General features: G+C 49.7%; 18 protein-coding genes. 9 read left to right on the top strand and 9 right to left on the bottom strand.

The genetic code is table 11. From position 1 onward, the window contains the following. Positions 1 to 54 precede the first annotated feature (54 nt). The 4 genes from HA43_RS01880 to HA43_RS01865 all read right to left on the bottom strand — a co-directional run bounded on the left by HA43_RS01880 (position 55) and on the right by HA43_RS01865 (position 3,706). Positions 55 to 1,086, bottom strand: a complete 1,032-nt coding sequence (locus HA43_RS01880; protein ID WP_071668139.1) for a methionine synthase — start codon at positions 1,084 to 1,086, stop codon at positions 55 to 57. Positions 1,087 to 1,110: 24 nt separating this feature from the next. Next, on the bottom strand, positions 1,111 to 2,094 hold the full coding sequence (locus tag HA43_RS01875) for a DUF1852 domain-containing protein (RefSeq protein ID WP_040113825.1): 984 nt from the start codon (positions 2,092 to 2,094) through the stop codon (positions 1,111 to 1,113). Positions 2,095 to 2,446: 352 nt separating this feature from the next. Continuing rightward, positions 2,447 to 3,022, bottom strand: coding sequence for a pyridoxamine 5'-phosphate oxidase family protein (locus tag HA43_RS01870; protein ID WP_094110809.1), 576 nt, complete (start codon positions 3,020 to 3,022; stop codon positions 2,447 to 2,449). A 24-nt stretch (positions 3,023 to 3,046) separates the two neighbouring features. Then, a complete protein-coding gene (locus tag HA43_RS01865; protein ID WP_094110808.1) occupies positions 3,047 to 3,706 on the bottom strand; it encodes an SDR family oxidoreductase in 660 nt (219 codons plus the stop codon). Between the two features lie 143 nt (positions 3,707 to 3,849). Between HA43_RS01865 and HA43_RS01860 the strand changes: the two genes are divergently transcribed. The 5 genes from HA43_RS01860 (at position 3,850) to HA43_RS01840 (ending at position 5,895) form a co-directional block, all read left to right on the top strand. After that, entirely contained in the window at positions 3,850 to 4,467 is a 618-nt protein-coding gene (locus HA43_RS01860; RefSeq protein ID WP_094110807.1) for a TetR/AcrR family transcriptional regulator, read from the top strand. Between the two features lie 127 nt (positions 4,468 to 4,594). Then, the gene (locus tag HA43_RS01855) at positions 4,595 to 4,798 is read left to right on the top strand and encodes a hypothetical protein (RefSeq protein ID WP_040113920.1); all 204 of its coding nucleotides are present in this window, start codon (positions 4,595 to 4,597) and stop codon (positions 4,796 to 4,798) included. 50 nt (positions 4,799 to 4,848) lie between these two features. Further along, positions 4,849 to 5,100 carry a two-component-system connector protein YcgZ gene (locus tag HA43_RS01850; protein WP_128083763.1) on the top strand — a complete coding sequence of 84 codons (252 nt, stop codon included), beginning with the start codon at positions 4,849 to 4,851 and terminating at the stop codon, positions 5,098 to 5,100. Positions 5,101 to 5,414: 314 nt separating this feature from the next. Continuing rightward, positions 5,415 to 5,642, top strand: coding sequence for a YgdI/YgdR family lipoprotein (locus HA43_RS01845; protein WP_211279569.1), 228 nt, complete (start codon positions 5,415 to 5,417; stop codon positions 5,640 to 5,642). Positions 5,643 to 5,664: 22 nt separating this feature from the next. Continuing rightward, positions 5,665 to 5,895 (top strand): YgdI/YgdR family lipoprotein, encoded by a 231-nt coding sequence (locus tag HA43_RS01840; protein WP_040113814.1) that lies wholly within the window; start codon positions 5,665 to 5,667, stop codon positions 5,893 to 5,895. 54 nt (positions 5,896 to 5,949) lie between these two features. Here the strand turns inward: HA43_RS01840 and budC are convergent, their stop codons facing one another. Further along, complete coding sequence (budC, locus tag HA43_RS01835; RefSeq protein ID WP_071668135.1) at positions 5,950 to 6,714, bottom strand: meso-2,3-butanediol dehydrogenase; 765 nt, start codon at positions 6,712 to 6,714, stop codon at positions 5,950 to 5,952. A gap of 979 nt (positions 6,715 to 7,693) precedes the next feature. Between budC and HA43_RS01830 the strand changes: the two genes are divergently transcribed. The 4 genes from HA43_RS01830 to ycgZ all read left to right on the top strand — a co-directional run bounded on the left by HA43_RS01830 (position 7,694) and on the right by ycgZ (position 10,140). Beyond that, positions 7,694 to 7,954, top strand: coding sequence for a hypothetical protein (locus tag HA43_RS01830; protein WP_071668134.1), 261 nt, complete (start codon positions 7,694 to 7,696; stop codon positions 7,952 to 7,954). 234 nt (positions 7,955 to 8,188) lie between these two features. Further along, complete coding sequence (locus HA43_RS01825) at positions 8,189 to 8,839, top strand: hypothetical protein (protein WP_128083762.1); 651 nt, start codon at positions 8,189 to 8,191, stop codon at positions 8,837 to 8,839. A 520-nt stretch (positions 8,840 to 9,359) separates the two neighbouring features. Then, positions 9,360 to 9,668 (top strand): hypothetical protein, encoded by a 309-nt coding sequence (locus HA43_RS01820; protein WP_040113808.1) that lies wholly within the window; start codon positions 9,360 to 9,362, stop codon positions 9,666 to 9,668. A 229-nt stretch (positions 9,669 to 9,897) separates the two neighbouring features. After that, entirely contained in the window at positions 9,898 to 10,140 is a 243-nt protein-coding gene (gene ycgZ, locus HA43_RS01815) for a regulatory protein YcgZ (protein WP_040113806.1), read from the top strand. A 17-nt stretch (positions 10,141 to 10,157) separates the two neighbouring features. Here the strand turns inward: ycgZ and HA43_RS01810 are convergent, their stop codons facing one another. The 4 genes from HA43_RS01810 to HA43_RS01795 form a co-directional block, all read right to left on the bottom strand. After that, positions 10,158 to 10,355 carry a hypothetical protein gene (locus HA43_RS01810; protein WP_040113804.1) on the bottom strand — a complete coding sequence of 66 codons (198 nt, stop codon included), beginning with the start codon at positions 10,353 to 10,355 and terminating at the stop codon, positions 10,158 to 10,160. 102 nt (positions 10,356 to 10,457) lie between these two features. Further along, complete coding sequence (locus HA43_RS01805) at positions 10,458 to 10,721, bottom strand: hypothetical protein (RefSeq protein WP_040113802.1); 264 nt, start codon at positions 10,719 to 10,721, stop codon at positions 10,458 to 10,460. 242 nt (positions 10,722 to 10,963) lie between these two features. After that, entirely contained in the window at positions 10,964 to 12,124 is a 1,161-nt protein-coding gene (locus tag HA43_RS01800) for a diguanylate phosphodiesterase (protein ID WP_094110803.1), read from the bottom strand. Between the two features lie 307 nt (positions 12,125 to 12,431). Continuing rightward, complete coding sequence (locus tag HA43_RS01795; RefSeq protein WP_040113798.1) at positions 12,432 to 14,360, bottom strand: methyl-accepting chemotaxis protein; 1,929 nt, start codon at positions 14,358 to 14,360, stop codon at positions 12,432 to 12,434. Positions 14,361 to 14,573 lie beyond the last annotated feature (213 nt).

Genomic DNA, 14,573 nt, shown 5'->3' with positions numbered 1-14,573 from the left:
ATGATAAAAAAAGGGCCGACGTCAGACGTCAGCCCTGATACACCCTCAGGCATATTACTGGCCCAGCAGTTCGCGGCGCACGATATCAGCACCGGCGCTCAGCGCATCCAGCTTGCCGCGAGCAACCTGACGCGACAGCGGCGTCATACCGCAGTTGGTGCAGGGATAGAGCTTATCCGCATCGACAAACTGCAGCGCTTTACGCAGCGTTTCCGCTACCTGCTCCGGCGTTTCGACAGTATTGGTTGCCACATCGATGGCACCGACCATCACTTTTTTCCCGCGGATCAGTTCAATCAGCTCCATCGGCACGCGGGAGTTCTGGCACTCCAGTGAGACGATATCGATATTTGAGCGCTGCAGGCGCGGGAAAATTTCTTCATACTGGCGCCACTCAGAACCCAGCGTTTTCTTCCAGTCAGTATTGGCTTTAATGCCGTAGCCATAGCAGATATGTACAGCGGTTTCGCACTGTAATCCCTCAATGGCACGCTCCAGCGCCGCAATACCCCAGTCATTAACCTCATCAAAGAAGACGTTGAAGGCAGGCTCATCAAACTGGATGATATCCACGCCTGCGGCTTCCAGCTCTTTGGCTTCCTGATTGAGGATTTTGGCAAACTCCCAGGCGAGTTTTTCGCGACTTTTATAGTGACCGTCATACAGCGTGTCGATCATGGTCATCGGGCCAGGCAGCGCCCATTTGATCGGCTGAGTGGTCAGCTGACGCAGGAATTTTGCATCATCAACAAATACAGGTTTAGTGCGTGAAACTTCACCTACCACCGACGGTACGCTCGCATCGTAGCGGTTGCGGATCCGCACCGTTTCGCGCTTTTCAAAATCCACGCCGTTGAGATGCTCAATAAACGTCGTCACAAAATGCTGACGCGTCTGCTCACCATCGCTGACGATATCAATACCGGCCCGCAGCTGGTCGTCGAGGCAGAGACGTAGCGCATCGCGCTTGGCATCTGCCAGATCGTCACCCGCCGGTTTCCACGGGGACCATAATGTTTCCGGCTGCGCCAGCCATGAAGGTTTCGGTAAACTGCCAGACGTCGATGTCGGTAATAACTTTTTCACTATAGATAACCTTTTTTCCATTAATCAGTGCGCAAACTCAGCAGACCATTGCTCCAGACGAGTCTGGTAAGGTTTGATAAAATGCTGTTCGGTGAATTTACCCTGCTCAACCGCCAGATGCGTACGCTCTTCACGGTCATAAACGATGCGTGTCAGTGAATAATCCTTGTGTGACAGGCTCGGCTGATACTCCTGTCCGGCCGCTGAGTTCGCGTTGTAGATCTCCGGACGATAGATTTTCTGAAACGTCTCCATCGTGCTGATGGTGCTGATAAGCTCCAGATCGCTGTAATCACGCAGCAGATCGCCGGCAAAATAGAAAGCCAGCGGCGCAACGCTGCCCTGCGGCATGAAATAGCGCGCCTGCAGGCCCATTTTGGCAAAGTAGTGATCGGTCAGCGAATCCGCGTCCTGCCGATATTCAATCCCCAGAACCGGATGATGATTACCAGTACGGTAATAGGTATTTTTACTGGAGACGCTCAGGCAGATAATCGGACGCTTGCTGAAGCTGGCTTTATAGATATCTGAGCTGACGAAGCCTTTGAAGATATTGCCGTGCAGATCACCGAAGTTTTTTGGCGTACTGAAACCGGCCTGGTTTTTGTTGTGCTCAGATAACACAACGCTGAAATCGTAATCGCGCACCCAGGAAGAGAAATTGTTCCCGACGACGCCTTCAAAGCGCTGCCCGCTTGTTTTATCAACTACGGTTGTCTTCAGGACTTCGATGACCGGAAACGGCTTTTCATTTCCCGCCGGATCGATATTCAGCTCAACAGAGATGATATCCAGCTCAACGGCATAGCGGTCAGCTTTCGGGTTGTCCCAGTGCGCCAGCGAGTTAAAGCGGTTATCAATCATCTTCAGTGCGTTGCGCAGGTTTTCCTCACGCATTTCACCCCTTGCCAGATTAGCGAAGTTAGTCGTGATACGCGTGTTTGCAGAAGGATTATAGTTTTCGTCAAAACGAAGGCTTTTAATTGAAAAGGTAAATTCTTTGTTCATCGTAATTTCTCACCTCAATTTCTGATGTAAACCTGCTTCTCTGTCTGCCTGTACAACCGACGCTGAATGCTGATTTGATATAACCATTTCCTCAATGGGCTGACTCTTTTATGCCTTACTCCCCTGCTGAAAAAAAGTGATTAAATTTCACCGAACCTGAAGCTTTTTCATGTTCAGATGGGCAGCGACTTCATTAAGCCCATAACTAAATTGAAATGAAGGCAGGCGTGAACCGAAAGGCGCATAACCTTATGTTTTTTAAGGCGTGATTAATCTGCACCCCGTTTAATCAGGATGAATAAATCTCAACATCCACATTTTCACTTAGCTGAAAATATTTGAGTCAGGCGAGCTAAGGCACCAGCCACCGTCCTGTCCATCCGTTCGCCCGCAGTAAGAACTCACGGCGCTGATGAGGTTCGCTACTAACATCAAGCGACTCAACACGCTCTATCATGATGCGTATCAGCGCAAAATTTTCCGGGGGGTCAGCTAACGAAGCGGAGGCGTGTCCGCTACGCAGCGCATCCGGATCATCAAGGATCTCACCGGGTGAATCAGGCGAGTAAAATAACTGCTGCGCAGCGGGCCGCAGCTTCTGCCAGACGGTACGGCGCAGTTCGCCTTCATCCACGCAGCCTGCCTTACCCTCAAGACGCAGCTGAAAGCTGTTCTCCACATCCCAGCCCAGCAGCGAAACTTGCGGATTATCTCTCATCTCCTGCACTTTGGCGCTGCGCACGTCAGTGGTAAACAGTAAGGAAGCTGGCGCGAGGCTGAAATCGCGCAGCACTATGGTTCTGATCTTAGGCTGCGCATTCTCTGCCACGCTGGCCAGCTGCATCAGGGTAAAGGGTGAGCGCGCGCTGACCGCATGAGTCAGCTTTTGCCAGATTGCCTGCAGATGCGCATCCGGTAAATGTGCCATAACGTCTCCTCGCGGCTGAACCGGTTAGCGTGAAACCAGCGCGTCTATCGCCTCTGCAACGGGTGTCTCTCCCGCCGTCAGCTCAATAATGACGCGGGATACGGCAGGCTGATGGACCAGCGCTGCCAGGGTGGCTGCAACATCGGCACGGGCAATCGTGCCATAGGCAATTGCCGGTCCGGCGCTGATTTTGCCGGTTGCCGGCTCATCTGTTAACGTGCCGGGACGCAGAATAACCCATTCAAGCGCGCTGGCGGCGAGAACCACGTCGGCCTGTTTTTTTACGCGCATATAGTTTTCAAAAGTGTCAGAAAGCTGCCTGCCACGCCCCGCTTCCGGAAAGGCGGAGACCAGAATAAAGCGTTTAATACCGGCCCGCTGTGCGGCTGCAACTGACTTAGCCAGCCCGTCGCCATCAACGGCATTTGTCATCGCCTCTCCGCCTTTTCCGCCGGCACCAGCGGTGAAGACCACGACTCCACATCCCTGCATCAGTTCGGTGAGTTGCTGTTCATCGAGGGCAACCAGGTCGCCTCTGACAGCCTGGATACCCTGCTGCTGCAGGCTGGCTTCCTGCCCAGCGGTACGACACAACGCCCGTGCCGTCACGCCGGCACGGGTCAGCTGCTGACCCAGCTCACGACCAATCTTTCCTGCACCACCCACAATAAAGACATCTTTCATGCTGATCCCCCTGTCACAAAGGCTGAAATATTTATCGCAATACGATGTAATTTAACCACTTAACTCTAGCGCAAATCTCCGGCGTTGACCGGCCCGGACGCAACCGGGATAATTTGGAAATAATCGCTTTATAAGGGCTGAAAATGCCACCAGTAAAATCCTCTGCCACAGCTCCCCGCGAACGCGGCAGGCCGCGCAATTTTGATATTGATGTTGCGCTTGATAATGCGATGATCATTTTCCGCCAGAAAGGGTTTCACGCTGCCTCTATTGCCGATCTTGGTGATGCTATGCAGCTTACTGCGGGGAGTATCTACAAAGCTTTTCAGGACAAGCGCTCGCTTTTTCTGCGCGTGTTCGAGCGCTACATTGCCATTCGCAATACCGATCTGCGCGAACGTCTGAACGCATTCTCTACGGGTCGTGAACGCGTCGCTGAGCTACTCCAGTTCTATCTCGATTCCGCCAGCGAGATAGAGGGACGGCGCGGCTGTCTGGTGGTGGGCAGCACCGTGGAGCTGCAGACGCTTGATGAAGAGTTATCTCATCTGGTACGCCAGGCAGTGCTGCGCAACCGCGCTTTCCTGATGTCGCTGATTCAGCAGGGCCAGGCTGATGGTTCTATAGCAAGTCATCTGGATGCCGATACGACTGCCGGTTTACTGCTCTGTATTGCGTTTGGTATGCGCGTAGTGGGCAAAATTCAGGATGTGACTAATGGCGAAGAAACTATTAAGATGACGCTGCGCCTGCTGGATTAACGCTGCTGCGCTATTAGGAAATACGCATTTCCTAATTAAGCTACTGTGCTGTCGTCGCGATTTTCAGTAACAGGCGTCCCTGACATATTACAAACATTAAGCAATTTTAAAAATGGACGGGGGTTATGTGCAGCAAGACGATTCAGAAGATGCGGAAGCGATGTACGCTTTACTGGGTGACGTAATTACACAGATTTTAAAACCGGGTGAAACGCTTTCTTTGCAGGAGATCATCGGCGCGTTATACCGAACAGGCTTACGAGCGGACAGCCCTGAAATGCAGCAGGCGTGCGAAAAAGTTATTCGGTTGCTGGCCAGGAAAATGAATTAATAGTGCTTCAGTGCCGATCCATCCGCCGGTTAAATTAATAAGAGAGAACTATGTGCCAGAATCATTATCTTCCCGTAATGGATAAAGTCAGCGCTGAAGAGCAGACCAGAATACGTCAGTCCACAGAATTTCAATTGCTGGGTGAAATGGTTAAAGATATTTTATTTTCTGATAAAATTCTTAATCGCAAAGCGCTCTGTATCGCTTTACTTTCCCGGCTGGATAAATGTACAGATGCCAGTGAGAAGATGCATTATGAGAATCTTTTCAATCTGCTTTTAGGGCGTGCAGAAGCGGCCTGATAATATTTATTTACTTTATCTGCGTCAGCTCGCTGCATACTCGTTTTCCTGCGGGCTATAAAGTGCGCCTCCGTGGCGTGCCCTCTCTTTAGCCAAAATTTTCTTAACAAGACTGTCTCTTTTCTGATGGTTCGCCTGCCTTTATCTGTTTCTCAGGCATCACCGGAAGGATAGCAAAATATATGCTCCGCTACGGCCGTACTCCCCTGCTGTTCACCGCATCAATTGCACAAAAAAATCATCAAGGTCAGACCACCCCCGGAAATTATGGACTATGCTCCTCTTATAACGTGTCCAGAAAATAGGGAAATATGATGAAAAAAATGGTTGTTGCTGCCTCAGTCCTGACATCTCTTTTAGCCGTAACCGGCTGCTCGTCTAACCAGGCGATTAAAACGACTGATGGCCGCACCATTATTACCAGTGGTAAACCACAGGTAGATAGCGATACCGGGCTGGTATCGTATGAAAACGCGCAAACCGGCAAAACTGAGCAGATCAATCGTGATCAAATCACGAACATGAGTGAACTGAATAACTGATCCATCTATCAAGGAGAGTACAATGAAGAAAGTTATTTTACTTCCAGTAGCAGCGATTATTGCCCTGTCCGCCCTTACCGGCTGCACCCGCACCACCTATGCGATTCATACTAATGATGGTCGTACTATTGTCAGCGATGGTAAGCCAAAAGAAGCGGAATCAGGACTGCTGGGTTATGTTGATGCCAACGGCGTTAAACAGCAGATTAATAAAGCTGATGTCAAAGAAGTGTCTGAGATCCCACGCTCATAGTTTGTGTGACGTCAAAGATAAGCCCGCGCAGTTGCGCGGGCTTTTTTGCTGCTATCAGGCCTGTTTTGGCTGACCGTTCGATGCCGTTAAACCGCCATCAACCGGCAGGTTAGCGCCCGTGATATAGCGCGCATCATCGCTGGCAATAAAGACAATTGCGCCCGCAATGTCATCAGCCTCTCCCGCACGGCGTAGCGGAATGCGGTCGTAAAAGCGTGCCAGCAGCTCCTCATCCTGTTTTGCGTTTTCCGTTAAATCAGTAAACGTAAATCCCGGACAGATAGCATTGACTCTGACGCCGTCTGAGCCATAGTCCATCGCCAGTGCGCGCGTGAAGTTGGTCACAGCGCCTTTGGCCGCGTTATATACGCTCATTCCCCAGTCGCCACCAAGTCCGGATACGGAAGAGATGTTGACAACGTTACCTTTGGTTTTCAGCAGGGCTGGCATAAAGTAGTGCGTGCAGTAATAGACGCCATCCAGATCGGTGCCCATCAGCTTTTTCCAGTCATCAGGAGAGACTTCATGGATCTTGCCCTGAACGATACTGCCCGCATTGTTGACCAGTACATCCGCGCGCCCGTAATGCTGGTTCACCTTTTCACTAAGCTGCCTGACCTGCCCGGCATCTGAAACATCACAGGGAACAACAAGATGTTTTCCGGCAGGTAAAGCCTCTTTGACTTTCTGCAGCTTCTCTTCAGTTCTTCCCACCAGTACTACTGATGCCCCTTCAGCAGCAAAACGTTGTGCTGACGCAGCGCCAATACCTGAGCCTGCACCAGTAATAACGACAACTTTATCTGCAAACCGTGACATGATTTCTCCTTATCTGATGGAAATGACACTCCTAAGCCTGGCAAGCTCTCGCCAGTCATCAAGCGAAACGTAAGTTTTAGGATGACTCTCAATGGAGCACGCGTCACCCTGTGCTTTTTGTCAAAAGTGACAATCACGCCTCTTTTAAGGCGCATATTTATATTGGTTTGCAGTCGGTGGCGCACTTCAGATATGAAAGCAAAAGGTGTGCGGTACTGAGTCTGGTTAAAAATCCATCCACAGAAAAGTCGCTACCTGAAGAATAAGATTAGAAAGGGTGATATGAGCAGGTTAATGAAAATATAAGTAAATTCTTAGAAAACGATTTCATCACAAACTAAAGCCATATTATTCATATAGTTAATCAGTAATCATGCTAACTATAAGTTTTGTATGTATAATTTTTTACTAAGCGAGTCGGAAAAACTGACAAATTTCTCTATTCTTAGTGTGTTCAGTGAGAAATCCAACTAAGCACTGAGCTGAGTAACTCCTACCTTGCCTCCTCGCGGAGGCATTTTTTTGTCAATTTCACGGGTTGTTGTTATCTACTTACCTCTGGCCCGGTTATCCATTTCTGTAAACTGCTTATAGCCTGCCTGATTAGCTTATTGCCCTATTTTATGCTGGTCCGATGAGCAACGCAGATTTTCGTCGGTTTACAGCTAAAACCCAATTTAAAATGGTTTGTCATCTATAGTGTATGAGCCAGCCTATTCTGGCAAACAACACACAGGATGCGTTTTCAGCGAGAGAAATCCTCTTCAACATTTTGTTAGCCCGCCCTGCGCGGGCTTTTTTTTTGCAGAATTTCAGAACGATCGCTGGCGAAAGCCCGCAGAATTTTCATTGGCTAAAAAGCGTTCGATCAAAAAATTCTGCTAGCTGATTTGGGAAATTTCAAAATATATCCGGCAAATTCTGCCGTTACGCCTACAGTAAGTGGTGAGGTTATCATGCAATCGTAAAGGAGGTTTGTTTGTCTATTCAACACGACGAGATAGGTCATGTCATTATCGGCGAAGCGGCACTCAGCCTTGCACTGAGCGAAAAAAAGATCAGCGTTCGTTCACTGATTAATGAGCTCGAATCAATGGCAAATGCGGGTGGCAGCGATGCCCGTCTTATTGAGATCTCAGAGGCCAGAAGCTGGCTGAAAAGTTTCGATAAACCCGAGCACGTTGTTCCGCACGTGCCCTATTTGCAGACACTGACAAGCCTGAACGACGAAAAGAACTGACGCCTATGGACGTAATCCGGCTCCGGCTGGAAGACGACGATAAAGATAACCTTATCGGTTACGCGCAAGCGTTCACCGGCCGGAGAAACTGTCATGGACGACACCTCCGCCCTGCTACAGCGTATCTGAACAGACGCTTATAACCTTATCTCCGGCTACACTTTTTCCTGCTGTACCAGCTTATTACTCATTAAAACTGATGATCAAATCCACTCCGGTTTTCAGGGAGGTCTTTTGGAACGTACGACAGCGGATAACCACATGCCCATCACCTTACCTGATACGCACTTTAATCAGATTCTGAGCCGTGAAGTGCCAAACCGGGACGATACCTGTGCTTTTCTTACAGGTAAGACGCGCGTATTCACGCTGCCAGGCTTTATTATTCCCTTTGGCTATGCGCTCTATGTCTGTCCGGAGGATAAACAATACCGGCTGGTTACCCAGGAACCGAAACCTGAAACGGTCTATGCAGTAAGGCTGGAAGAAACAGAGGATTTTACCTCGCCGTTACGCGCCTGCATTCAGATTATGGTCTGGCGCACGCGTCAGCCGCAGCATGAACAGGCGGTGCATGGCCTGGCACGTCGCTTTTTTTGTTATTTCCTGCATACGCGTTCAATTATTGTTACCGATAGCGCTCAGACCAATGCGGCAAAGGTGATGTGGGAGAGTATGATTGCCTGGGCACTGCGCGATTGCGATCACTATGTCTATGTGTGGGACGGGACACGTCGCGACAAACCGCTGGTGCCGGTTTCTGACTGGCACGCATTTTGTGAACATTGGATCACCTTTTGCTGGGGCAGCCAGCCTGACAGCCATCTGCTGCGCAGAGTGATCATCAGTACCCTTCCCCTCACTCCTGATAATCCGGAGCATTAACCTCTCACCCTCCTGCATGCGCAAAATTTACTCTGCTGATATAAAGCTAATAAGGTAAGCGCGTGCCATGCTTAACACACGTATAGAGTAAAAGCAGAGCACGCCAGCCAGGGTTGCAGTTATCAGAATAAATGCAGACCCAGGCCTGAGTATAGAGCGGGCAATTGTCCTAAAGCGTGGCTTTTGTTAACCGGGTTCAGGTTTGTCCCCCATGACCAGGCTGTAATCATCAGCAATCAGCGGGCTATAAAAAGTGGCATGCAACGTCTGAAAAAGCGCCAGAGCTGAAACAGACAGCAATGAATAACGTTCAAATTTTTTAAGATTATTCTGCCTTTAGCCGGTTTACACTGCATGAATAGATGATGCTGCACGCTATCAGTACGTTACAAACCTGTATCTCAGAATCATCAAATACTTTTTGCATCGGGACTCAGCTGATCGTTTACAGCGTATTGTAGAAGTATTGCTGCTCATTACACTTTAAAATCATTACAAAACTATGATGAGGAGAGCGGAAGTGTTATTTCATGAAAAGGTAGTAGGTCACGTCATTATTGGCGAAGCGACACTCAATCTGGCACTGGGCGATCGGGATATCAGCGTTCAGGCCCTGATCGCAGAGCTGGGTCGCATGGCAGAGAGAGAAGAGAACGATGAGCGTCTGGCACAAATTGCCGATGCCAGAAGCTGGCTGAAAAATTTTGTACAGCCTGAGCGAATTCACCAAACTCAGACAGAGTGGCAGGCCCAGGCACTACGTCATGAACAGGCAGCGTTATCGGCTAAACCGATACGTTTTACCTCAGGTGACGATGAAGAGAGTTAGCAGAATATCAGCGCAACCACGTTGTACACGTCTCAATGCAGAAGCTGTACAAAGAAGAAGTAAAATTTTCACTCAAAAAAAATTTCATTTAACTATTTGATATAAAAGAAAAATAAGAATGAAAAGATCGCAGGCGATAAATTAGTGGCAGAAAAAGCTGTACAAGTAAAAGTTAGTTGTATAACTTTACCTCTGTCAGTACAACTTACTTATTACAACGAGGCTAACTATGCGTCAGAATATGGTACAGCATCCATCATCCGCTAGTGACATCGCTAATTATTTCAACAAAGCTTCCACTCTGAGCCAGCAGGAAACGCTGGGACAGTTGGTAGTTGAAATTCTGACCTCAGGCAAAAACCTTAACCGTAAGGCGTTATGCACAAAACTGCTTGGTCGTCTTGAAGCAGCAACCAGCGCCGAAGAAGAGCAGCATTATCAGGCACTGATTGGACTGTTGTTTGATCGCTAATATTGCGTGAGCTTTAGTTAGTGCATCTGACGAGCAAGCAAAATGACAGCTTTACGGCAGGCCTCACGAACATCCTGCCCTGTCGCTGTCTCACCCATGTGATGCAGTGCAGTAGTAATCTCATGCAGAGTCAGATGCTGGTCCGGCTTAAGAAGGCGCGCCACAACCGTTCCAATAACGGCGTAGATATCTTCGGCGGCTGCGTCATTTTTCACATGACCTCCGTCCGTAGGTGGATAAGCATACAGTATAACAGAAATTGTTCCCGGGAAACAATTTAGCGTCAGACCTTAGAGAGTCTTTGATTTAAATCAATTTTAATGCATTTTTCCGCGTGCAGGCCGTATATCAGATTCAGTCCCGATCGCTTTTTCAGACGCCCTAACCTGCATTTCACGTCTGACTTCGTCGATAGCACGCAATCCGGCACGGATGCGATGCTCATCGGTCTCTTTATCAAGACCAGCGCGCAGACGATCAAGTAAAGCGGTCCATGAAATGGCTGCATTAGCATCAAGTAAGTCAGTAACCGCCTCACCGATCAAAATTTCCGTCATCTTTTCTTCAAATTCTTTTTTCATGATGTGTCCGCCTGCAGGTTCGGGGGCGCAAAGTTTACCACAGAATTTTAGTGTGTAACCCTGAACCGCAGCGAGCCTGAGCGTTTCTTATAAATTTCACATATTTATCGCAGCAGTGCTGTCAGAAAAGATCTTTTCTGGTTGAAAAAAGAGCAGAGCCGGAAAGGGTATGACAAAAAACAACCGACCGGCTTGTGATGTGCCGGTCGGTCAGACTGATACTGATAGTGAAAGAGTAAGCGTTACATCGCCGCGCGATATTCCGGCCATGACACGGATGTGCCCTGCGGGGTAAAGAGCGAGCCCTGGAAGTCGATAACACCTGCAGCCTCAAGCCACATCCACTCTTCCGGCTGTTCAATACCAGAAGCGATGACGTTGATTTCGAGCGCTGAACAGCATTTGATAATAGCCTGAACGACAGCCTGCTTTGGACCACTGCGATGAACATCGCGAATAATTCCGGAAGCAATACGCACGCGATCGGGCTGCACATGAGTCAGCAGTGAAAGCCCGGCAGAGCCGTCACCAAAGTTATCAATCGACAGGCTGATGCCTGCCTGTTTTAGCTGCTTAACCGCTTCGGTAAAATCATTCAGGCCCGGGATAACTTCCGTTTCACTGACGCCCAGAATAATCTGTTCCGGCACCAGTCCGGCGTTTTTAATGGCGTCCGTGATAGTGTCAACCGCGTTAGGCACCGCAACCAGCGTCATAGGCAGAATAGTCAGATAGAGCGTCATGCCATCCGGACAGGCTTTGCCCGCCTTCATCAGCGCCATGCGTACGGCGTTCAGATTATCAATATACTTATCTTCATCTTCACCTGCGCTCTCCGGACTATCAGAAATAGCCTCCAGTGCGGTGATCTCGCGGCCAAGTGGATCCACAACCGGGCGGAAATGAATGCCGTGCTCTTCCTGAAGCGACCCCGTCATGTCGGGAATAAAATCCCACAGATCGGCAGGCAGCACTTCGAAATAGTTTTCTTTTTCCCGCGATTCAACAAACGTGCGCAGGAACTGCAGGCCCCGATCGTCATAGGTCAGCCGGAAGCGTGAAGTACCGCGATCCAGTACCGCCTGAAGTACGGTTGACTGGTCATGTTCGCGCAGGTCAAACAGCTCCATCCCGGAATTACCGAAACGGCGATAAGGGGAGTAGTCACGCATAAGTTCAACCACATTGTGATGACGACGGTCAGCACAGATGCGATTGTAGATCGTCATAACACCCTCTTCAGGTCCCTCAAGGATCTGAAAGAAATGTGTACCGTTAAAGAGCAGAATACCGGTAACCTGGTGTGACTCATTCAGGAGACTCGCCTTCTCAACCATACCCGGCAAAATTTTCACAGGCACATCCGCGGAGATGTGGCTACGGTAAATGATTGTGGTTAGCATTAAATACTCCAGTTTACGTGAGTGTACCTGTCTACTTTATCAGCCGGCGGCAGCTACGTATAATCCTGTCTGAAATAATCTGGCTGAATTACTGTCAATATTAAAGCTACGTTTCCAGTAAAAACCAGCAAAAGTGCACAAAATCGCCTTTTTTCAGAATCATACAGAAGCGCAGTAAATAAGCGAAACGGGGTGGGATTGTAATCCGCTGCAGACAAGTTTTTTGACAAATCGTGTTGGTTCGCAACGATTCTCTGCTTTTTTACTGCGCGAGCAGATGCGGGACGCGCCCGCATCGTCGCAAAGATTACGCCGTGTGGAAAACAGCCACCAGCTGACGCAGACGCGAGGCGCGTTCTGCGAGATCGCCTGCTGAAGAGGCAGACTCTTCTACCAGCGCTGCGTTTTGCTGTGTCACCTGATCCATCTGGTTTACTGCGATATTAATTTGCGAAATCCCGCTGCTCTGCTCCTGAGAGGAGGCAGATATATCGCGGATAAGCTGCGCCGTCTGTCCAATAGCATCTACGCTCTGTTTCACTTTGTCACCGGCATTTCTGGCCATCACCATTCCCTCTTCGGCGTGGCTGACCGAGTGCGCAATCAGCTCTTTAATCTCTTTGGCAGCAGAAGCGGAACGCTGCGCCAGCGAGCGCACTTCTGCTGCGACGACGGCAAAGCCTTTACCCGATTCCCCTGCTCTGGCTGCCTCTACTGCCGCATTGAGGGCCAGAATGTTTGTCTGGAAAGCGATACTGTCGATAACGCTGGTGATCTCTTCAATTTTGGCCGAGCTGCCCCGGATACGCCCCATGGTGTCCATCACTGACGACATTGCCTCTCCGCTGAGCGATGAAGCCTGCGTTGCCGCTTCTGCCATGGTCGTGGCGTGATGGGTATTTTCAGCATTCTGACTGATAATGGATGCCATCTGCTCCATGCTGGCGGCGGTCTCTGCCAGCGATGCGGCCTGCTCTTCAGTCCGGGCTGAGAGATTTCCATTGCCGTTTGCGATCTCTTCAGAGGATGAAGCGATCGTCAGCGCGCTCTCCTTGATATCTGAGACCAGCCCGGCAAGATGCTGCTGCATATACTGCAATGATTGCAGCAGCTGCCCCATCTCATTGCTGCCGGTAATGTTAACCGGACACGTCAGGTCGCCCTCTGCCACGCGACGGGCAGCATTAACGGCTTCTTCCACCGGGCGCGTAATCGAGCGGGATATCATAACGGCAACCCAGACAGCCAGTAACGCCACCGCGAACAGTACGCCCAGCAGGCTATATTGCGCATGACGGCGCGCATCAATCTGCTGGCTAAGCATAACCGAAAGCCGATCGGCGCTCTGTGTTCCCAGTGTGGCAAATTGATTGATCGCCTCAGTGAATACCCGAACATATTCTGCCGGCGTGACGGTTTTGGTTTTGGATACAAAAACAGTATTGGCCAGCGCCAGTGCATCCTGCGCCTGCTGCACGGCGGTGGTCTCTCCGCTGGCAAACAGCGCTTTTAGCGCCGGTTCAATAGTAAAAACTTTATCCATATTGTTGCTGAACTGCTCCAGCGCTACGTTGCCGTTTTGCAGCCGGAAGTCCATCTGGCTGAGCGTTGCCTCTGATGCGCCCATGCCAGACGCAATCAGCGATGTGCCGCTTGCTCTGATCTGCCCGAGGGTTTCTGTTAATAGCGGCAACCGGTTGAAAATGCTGACAATAAGCTGATAAGTATTTAAGTCGCTGTCCAGTGACAAGCCGTAAAAATCCAGGATGTCCTGATTGGCTATTAACAATGTCTGAATCAGACTGGCGTGCTGGCTGAGGCTCGCTTCCAGCGAAAGCTGCTTATTGCCCAACTCTGCCTGCAGTTTTTTCCACTCGCCGTCAGCTTTATTCAAACGCGCCAGCGGTTGCGCAGCCTCCGCGTTATCGCCCAGTACAGTCACTACACCGCTGTAGAGCGCATCGGCCTCCTCTGCCAGCGCCACGCGTGACGCTCGGGCTGGATCGTCACTCGCAATAGCAATAGCGCTTTCTGCCCGATGGCGCTGGACCAGGTTAATCAGTGACAGCATCTTCTTTTCAACCGGTATGCCGGTAAGCTCAAGCTTTTTTGCATCAATGGCCTGGTTCCCGCTTTGAATAAACAAACAGGTTGGAAATATAAACAGCCCGAGAGCAAACAGTCCCAGCAAAATAAACTTCGCTGGCAAATTAATCGTGTTAAGTATCTTTTTCATGCAATATTCCTGGGTGAGCCTTAAGTGAGCAATTCTGAATAAAAATTATTGTTATTAAACGGTGCAATCTGCTCATCCATGAGATAGCCACTCTGCATCCGGGCCTGCCGGTTATTGCAGGCGCTGATGAAGTGAAAAATTATAGATTGCTCAGGGTTATTTTACAGGAAGTGTATTGACGATATATTCTTGCGTAACTGCCAAAGCCAAATA

It is taken from the genome of Pantoea eucrina (assembly GCF_002095385.1).
In the GTDB taxonomy this organism is placed as follows: domain Bacteria; phylum Pseudomonadota; class Gammaproteobacteria; order Enterobacterales; family Enterobacteriaceae; genus Pantoea; species Pantoea eucrina.
This window is presented reverse-complemented; position numbering and strand designations above follow the sequence as displayed.